The sequence below is a fragment of the Pseudanabaena biceps PCC 7429 genome (genome assembly GCF_000332215.1).
Lineage (GTDB): Bacteria > Cyanobacteriota > Cyanobacteriia > Pseudanabaenales > Pseudanabaenaceae > Pseudanabaena > Pseudanabaena biceps.
On sequence record NZ_ALWB01000270.1, the window covers coordinates 1 to 6,029 of the forward strand.

Below are 6,029 nucleotides of genomic sequence, written 5' to 3' on the forward strand. Positions count from 1 at the left end.
TGCGAAGCAACGCTTTCAAAAATTTCCTTGTGGTTCGTTTGATCGATAATTGCTGTAAGACAAACTTCTTTACGAAAAAATTTATGCACATTCATACTCTCGACCAATGGCAGCACTCGCATAATTTTTCTGGAGATCATCATGAAGCAGAAAGTAAAACCAAAATCGTACTACTCCTGACCGTCGTCACTATGATGGCGGAAATTGGAGCTGGAATCGTTTTTGGTTCGATGGCGCTGTTAGCGGATGGGTGGCATATGGCAACCCACGTTGCAGCCTTTGGGATCGCAGTCTTTACCTATCAATATGCCCGCAGTCAAGCGAATAATCCTAGATATACATTTGGGACGGGAAAAGTCAGCATCCTTGGTGGTTTTACCAGTGCCGTTGTTCTAGCGGTAATCGCTTTTATAATGGCTCTTGAATCAACGACACGTTTTTTTCAACCTCAATCAATTCAATTTAGTGAAGCAATTTATATTGCAATTTTGGGTTTAGTAGTTAATATCGTCAGCGCTTTGCTTTTAGATGATCATCACGACCATCACAATCACGAGCATCACGACGATCACGATCATCACTCCCACGCACACCATCAAGACTACAATCTGCGTGCAGCCTACATTCATGTTTTAGCCGATGCCATAACCTCCGTTCTTGCCATCATTGCCCTATGCGCTGGTAAGTTTTTGGGCTGGATTTGGCTAGATGCTGTAATGGGCATAGTTGGGGCTGTGGTAATTGCCAAGTGGTCGTATGGATTAGCCCGTGAAACTGGTTCTATTTTGGTAGATGGAGGGATTGATAATTGCGTTAAGCTAGCAATTACCAAAGCTATAGAAGAAGATAGTGACAATCAAATTACGGATTTGCATGTTTGGAATGTTAGCCAAAATCATTTATCAGCGACGATCGCCCTTGTTACGCATTATCCCCAGCAGCCACAATATTATAAAGAACTGCTACAGCATATTCCCAGTCTTTCCCATGTTCTGATCGAAGTTAACCAATGTCATGGAGAACCTTGTCTAGACTGATAGCTAAACGCTCATAAAAAATCGAAGCAATGTTTCTGGGAACAATGTCTTCGACAAATCGCGATCGCCACTAATACCAATTCACGAAAGCGTGACAACACTTTTTTAAATTAAAAAACAAACCAAGTAATGTTTATACCAAAACTAAAAATGGCGTAGCCATTTTTAGTTTTGGTATAAAACCAGTCTCGAAGGCGTTAGGATCTTGGCAAACTTCGCTAAAACCAGAGGCAAGACTATCTTGAGAACTATATTTTGGAGGAGATCGCCAAGAGAAGTATCAATAAACCGAGCAATCTCCGAAAATAATTGACTCCATCAAATAGTTCTAACCATGCCCAAGTAAACAAAGCGCCAAAAGCCAATAGGTTTAACCCCGAATTCACTTTACCTGTGGTAACAATCAGTTGGAGCGAACTAGCTACACCCCAGACAATAAGAGGTAAGTTTGGGGTCTGTGCTAAGACAATATTACCTTCAGCATCATGAAAAACTCTATTCAATACTTTGCTTTCTATCACTTTCGGTTTACTGCTATGGCAGATTAATCTTTGCTCTATAAGCTTTACTTAAATGCAATCCCTTGCGCAAGGGGAGCGAGGTAGATATCTTGATGTTCTAAGGTCGCAAGTTTTAGCTCTGGATTTTAACTATGCTTTAACTATGCTGAGGTACTTAAGTAGCTCAGCATAAGTAAACTTAAAACCTAGAAGAGCGTACCGCCCGCGCAGCGGGCGGTACGCTCTCTGGTTTTGGTTTTTAATTATGCCGAACTATTTAATGGGAATGATTAATGGGAATGTTTTTTTAAGTGGTTGGCTTGAGGTGTGTTTATTTAAAAACGTCTGGTTTCCAATCACAATTTTATAAATACCTTCGTAGGCATTAGCGATGAGTGCGCAGCCATTACTATCGGTTTTTAATTCGACATTGGTGCGCCATGTTTGGTTAATGAGACGATTTAATCTTGTAAAAGCAGGTTTAGGAATACCATCCTTATTAAGAATCCCCGTAGGTGCGCCCAGCCAAGCCCCGCGATCGCTATATGACCAGAGAAAAATGCCTGATATATGGGGATAGCTATAAACAAGTCGATACAATAGTTCGAGATAATCAGCTTGTATTAGTTCGTGATCGCGATCGCTTTGCCAGTCCGTATAGGTGCGGCTAAAGTCAAGGTTGGGGATCGTAGCTCCTGATAGGACGCTAACTTCAGTAAAAACAATTGGTTTACCCAAACTAGAGAGATTCTCAATAGTAGTTTTTAGTCGCTCGATCGTCCAATTCCCGCCAAACATATGAGCTTGCTGACCGATACTATCAAATGGAACTTGAGCTTTTTGGCACTCCTGTAGTATTTGGGGATAACGAGAATTTGAAATAAAGTCATTAATCACGGCTCTAGTTTTGGGGTTGAGCTGTTTGAATTTAGTTAGATATTCTTTAACAACATTGATCTTTCCCTGCTCTTTGAATAAATCCGTAAAAGGGTGATCATAATTATACCAAGTCACTAATTCATTAAATACATCTACCTCATCAAGTTGAGGGAAAATAAATTCGGACATATGTTGGATAACTTTATCCATGTTCAAGCGAACTTCTTGAGATGTCAGTTCCCGATTCTCTAACCATAGTGGCAAACAAGCTGGATTGTGATTCCAAAATAAAGGATGTCCGCGCAGATAGAATCCGTGGTGCTTTAGCCAAGCGATTTGCTGAAGTAATGCAGCATCGGCATATTGATTTTCCTGTGGTTCGTAATAGCGCCAATAGAAGGTTACTGTTGCGGCGTTAAAAAGCTGAAGGAAATATTCACGATGAAGGCGATCGCTTGTACTCTCATTATCTTTAACATTGAGATTTGTGTGATAAGCGGCTCCAAAGTTAAACAGGTGTCGCCAATGCTCTATTTTTACAATTTGATTGGGAATGGGTTGACCAGTGCGATCGAGCAATCTTACTTCTAAATTTGCCGTCCTTAATTTTTGAATCCTGCGATCGCTTTCCTCATTTATCGCTTGCCAGCTTTCGGCTTCACTATATTTTTGCCCAAAAAATACCGATAGAAACGTACTAATTCCTAACGTGCTAATTGCTCTAAAAAATTGCCGACGGTTCCATTCCATAGCTTTTTTCCAATCAGTGATGCTCTAATACCAATTCCCAAAATGGCGTTGTCATTTTGGGGATCTCAAAACCTTACTGGGTTTGGTGTTTACAGCAATTACCGATCAAACGAACCACAAGTAAATTTTTAAAAGCGTTGCTTCGCAACGCTTTTAAAAATTTACTTGGTTTGGGTTTGAGCGCAAAGCGCTGTAATTCACAAAAGTGTTGTCACACTTTCGTGAATTGGTATAACCCCAAAACTGAGTGGTGGCTCGCCGCCACTCAGTTTTGGGGTTTTGATTTGTTTACGTTGCTATAGCAAGTCCCCTAGCTATTTAAAAATAATCTAGAGCGTATACAGCAGTATCAATATAAAACATACATAGATCAACCAAGCAATCACTAGAGAAACGCCTAACACCGATAATAACCAAGTTAATAGGTAACCTAAAACACATAGGATTACAGCAATAGAGAGCCATACTGCCCAGCATTGTTTTGCCCAAAAAACGATCGCTTCGTTTTGCTCAGGCACAAGCAGCCCTTGTTCTGGAACAACCTTTTCGCCTGTTAGGATAAATCTTGCCAGAGAAACATGATTTTGAGGTTGAATTGCCGCTTCATGACCTCCTTTGAAGTATCGGTCAAAGGAATTATCTTTTGGAGCATCATCTTGAAAGCCATTATGCCCAGCAGTCCCGATATCGCTAAGCTTCAGTAATTCAAAGAATCCTGGAAAAATACCAACGACCCAATCCGCAGATGCAATATCATTACGTATTGCTTTAACACGCCCTTGCCGCACCAAAATATCCCAAGGATAATTTTTGGGAACCACACTACCAGCAAAAGCTACATGATGAATCTTGCAAGCATGATAACGTTTAAGTGCACCAGCCAATAAATAGGTTCCATTACTATGTCCAATAAAGCTGACTTTAGCATTGGGATAGCGTGCGATCGCTTCCGTATAACGATCCATAAACCATCGGACATTCTTCTGTCGCGCACCTAAAAGCAAAAAACGCAGCATAGGGAAATAGCCATATCCCGCTTTAATAGACTCTACGGACTGTCCCAGTTGCTGAGCAACCTCCTCAAGGGTTTCACTAATTCTAATAGACCATAAGCCCATATCTCTAATTCCATGCATAATAAAAACAACATGGTTTTTTACTTGACTAATTTCATTCACATTTGAGATGCGATCGCCTTTCAGCAATTCGGTAGGCGTGGTCAGGGCTTGGAGAAACTTTTCTTTCCGATGGGAGCCTACATTAGGTTCTTTAAAATTACAAATTGAGGCATGTCCAGTGTCTCGCAGCTTTATGTACCTGAAATTTGCATCTGTCAATACATCTATATTATCTTCTTCTGCTACTACATCGTCTAAATCTCCTAAAAGCTGAATTGTTGATGGAAGTTGAATTTCTGGAGCTTGGCTGAGGCGAATCCATTGAACTCGCAAATTTGCGACAAAAGGAGTGCCTTGGCGCTGATTAGAGAGAAACTTGCCAACGCCAAATAAAGGAAAAGTTATCCAACCTATTCTCTGGAGAATATGCAACAACCAACTGGCATGTTCAGGCTTTTCATCGGAAATTCCTCGATTAATTGCAGCCATTAAAATAATCCGCTCAACTCTACTTGTCCAAGGTAAAGGCTGAGAATTATAAATTAACTTCTCATCATCCCCATATCCCATCGCAATTAGGTAGGTTTTACGGATAATTAGCCCCCCTGAACTATATCCAATCAAAATAATATTTTCATATGGAGCATGTAAGCGCTTAAAACGATTGTTATCAGCCTCTTGAATATACTGAGCCAATTGATCGGCTATTCTTCTTGGATCGACATTTGAAAATATATTTGATTGATATTGGGGAACAAGTAAATCTGCATCTGGCAAACCTTCTCTAATTGCTTCACACCAATCCCCCATATTTTTCCCTATTCCATGCAAGATCACTACCAGCGTATTTGATAAGCCATGAATTTCAGGTTCAGTATTGCTGAGAAGACGTACTCTTGACATTTTTTAAAGCCTTGAAGGAGAAGCAATTGAAAGCCTACCTTATACTAAACAACTAGATAAGTTATTGCCTTGCAAAATAACTTTATAATCGAGTATCGAATCAATTCTATTTGCATAACAAAGTTTTTTTGATGCAGTAATCTCAAGAACGTAAATTTATTTATAAGTAGCTAAGTACAGCAATTATCGATCAAACGAACCACAGAGAAATTTTTGAAAGCGTTGCTTCGCAAAGCTTTTAAAAATTTCTCTGTGGTTTGGGTTTGAGTGCAAAGCGCTGTAAAACCTAGAAGAGCATACCACCCGCGCAGCGGGCGGTATGCTCTCTGGTTTTGGTTTTTAATGATACGGAACTACTTATAGTGGCAATAGTGGCACAATTGTTATGGTAGTTAAGGTGAAAAGTCATGGCAAAAATTGAACGCAGACTGCCTCATAATGTCAGTGGTAATTTTTATGTTGATAGCACCTGTATTGATTGTGATACCTGTAGATGGATGGCTCCAGAGGTATTTCATCAAGTCTCTTCTCAATCCGTCGTTTATCATCAACCCATAGATGAAATCGAGAGGCTGAGAGCCTTACAAGCGTTGTTATCATGTCCAACTGCTTCTATCGCGACAGTAGAGAAGCCTAAGGATATTCAAGTGGCGCAGCAAAGTTTTCCTATTCTGATCGCCCAAAATGTATTCCATTGTGGCTATCATGCGGAATCCTCCTATGGTGCGGCAAGTTATCTAATCTTGGGCGTTGCACAAATGAGAGATGAATGAGTAAATAAAAGATAACGAGTTTTAGCAATGAAAAACAATGAAATGTCCAAAGTGTGGTTCAACACATAT

Annotated in this window: 4 protein-coding genes and 1 pseudogene; 2 read left to right on the forward strand and 3 right to left on the reverse strand. The window is 40.2% G+C overall.

Going from position 1 to position 6,029, the window contains the following annotated elements; translation table 11 throughout:
* The first annotated feature begins 83 nt into the window (after window positions 1-83).
* Window positions 84-1,037: a CDF family Co(II)/Ni(II) efflux transporter DmeF gene (gene dmeF / locus PSE7429_RS20450; RefSeq protein WP_009629259.1), complete on the forward strand. Its 954-nt coding sequence runs from the start codon at window positions 84-86 to the stop codon at window positions 1,035-1,037.
* Window positions 1,038-1,285: 248 nt separating this feature from the next.
* Here dmeF and PSE7429_RS20455 read toward each other — a convergent pair whose 3' ends face one another.
* The 3 genes from PSE7429_RS20455 to PSE7429_RS20465 all read right to left on the reverse strand — a co-directional run bounded on the left by PSE7429_RS20455 (window position 1,286) and on the right by PSE7429_RS20465 (window position 5,187).
* Window positions 1,286-1,555, reverse strand: a complete 270-nt coding sequence (locus PSE7429_RS20455; RefSeq protein WP_040689882.1) for a hypothetical protein — start codon at window positions 1,553-1,555, stop codon at window positions 1,286-1,288.
* A gap of 255 nt (window positions 1,556-1,810) precedes the next feature.
* Window positions 1,811-3,166: an endo-1,4-beta-xylanase gene (locus PSE7429_RS20460; RefSeq protein WP_009629261.1), complete on the reverse strand. Its 1,356-nt coding sequence runs from the start codon at window positions 3,164-3,166 to the stop codon at window positions 1,811-1,813.
* 329 nt (window positions 3,167-3,495) lie between these two features.
* Window positions 3,496-5,187, reverse strand: a complete 1,692-nt coding sequence (locus tag PSE7429_RS20465; RefSeq protein WP_009629262.1) for an esterase/lipase family protein — start codon at window positions 5,185-5,187, stop codon at window positions 3,496-3,498.
* A gap of 407 nt (window positions 5,188-5,594) precedes the next feature.
* Here PSE7429_RS20465 and PSE7429_RS20470 point away from each other — a divergent pair.
* Window positions 5,595-5,930: pseudogene (locus PSE7429_RS20470) on the forward strand (MBL fold metallo-hydrolase); the annotation flags it as partial.
* Window positions 5,931-6,029 lie beyond the last annotated feature (99 nt).